Annotated in this window: 1 protein-coding gene; it reads left to right on the top strand. The window is 65.3% G+C overall.

What is annotated here, in order from left to right:
* The first annotated feature begins 208 nt into the window (after window positions 1-208).
* Complete coding sequence (locus HMPREF0043_RS06195) at window positions 209-847, top strand: alpha/beta fold hydrolase (protein WP_021602112.1); 639 nt, start codon at window positions 209-211, stop codon at window positions 845-847.
* The last annotated feature ends 528 nt before the right edge of the window (window positions 848-1375 follow it).

Here is a 1375-nt window from a genome sequence, read left to right as displayed (position 1 = left end):
CCGATGGTACTGCACCCGCCAGGGTGTGGGAGAGTAGGACACCGCCGTCACCCACACCCCGGGTGGGAACACGCAGACACGCTCCCGCCCACCACACAAACCGATATGACGCGACGTATCAGGCCGCACGGCGAAAAAGGGGGGGCTCCCCCCGATTCCGTGCGGCCCAACCACATAAAAGACCACATAAAACAAGAAGGGGCGGGAGATGCGAACCGTTATCTTTCTTCATGCAGTGCCTCAGGGCCCCGAAGCGTGGACTTCTCAGATCGATGCCCTTCCCGAGGGATTCACGGGCCGTGCGCTCCCGCTGCTGGGCACGCGGGACGCCCACGGCGTGGATTTCCGCGTTGACCGCGCTGTCGCGGCGATCCTCTCCGAACTCGACGACGCCGGCCTCGACCGGGTCGATCTGTGCGGGCTGTCCGTGGGGGCGATGGTCGCCACGCAGTTCGTCCTCGACCACCCCGAACGCGTTTCCAGTCTTGTGCTGTCGGGAAGCCAGATGCACACTGCCCCGTGGCTCATCAAGCTTCAGTTGGGACTCCTGCAGGTCGCATGGCGCGCCGTCGCGCCGCCGGGCATGTCCAAACAGCGGCTTTTGTCGATCGTCCGCGAAATCCGAGACATCGACACGCGCGGTGCGATCAGACGCATAGACACACCGACGCTCGTCTTCTGCGGGGCCAAGGACCGGCCGAATCTGCGCGCAGCACGTGAAATCGCCGCAGGAATCCCCGAAGCGGAACTGCAGATCGTCCCTGGAGCCAAGCATCTGTGGAACACTCAGATGCCTGAGGAATTCTCGAGGCGGCTGGGGCTCTTTCTGACGCGGCAGACCTCTTGACACGGCAGGCCGCGCGCGGCGAATGACGGCTGCCGCGCAGGGCGAGCTCGGTGAAGACCCGGAGGCTGTGGCGGCTTTTCGCGTTCTCACGTGCAGGGGCGGCTTCCCATCCGGCGAATCGCGGCGCGCGGCGTTCCATCGGGTGATCGGACTGGCAGGCGGGTATGCTTGACCCGGCCGGCTGTGAGCTCGGCTTTTGCTGACAATTGAAACACCGAGGATGGGACTGAGGATGGGAATGTCTGAAGACAACAACGTGCCGAATAACGACGAACGCCATGAGCGTCCATCCTCTGGGTGGCAGTCGGCTTCCGAACGCCGCGCGGCCACGCGCCGTGGGTATCGTGATGAGGGATACCGAGGCGACAGGAACGGGGGTCGTGGGGAGTCTCGTCGTTGGGATGAGCGTCGCCCGCGCCGTGACTACGAGGATCGCCGTCGTGACGAGCGTGGCGAGCGGCGGTGGGATCGGGACTCGCGTCGCTGGGAGGACCGGGATCGGCGCGGCTATCGTGGCGAGTCCGGACG

This window comes from Actinobaculum sp. oral taxon 183 str. F0552 (assembly GCF_000466165.1).
In the GTDB taxonomy this organism is placed as follows: domain Bacteria; phylum Actinomycetota; class Actinomycetes; order Actinomycetales; family Actinomycetaceae; genus Peptidiphaga.
This window is presented reverse-complemented; position numbering and strand designations above follow the sequence as displayed.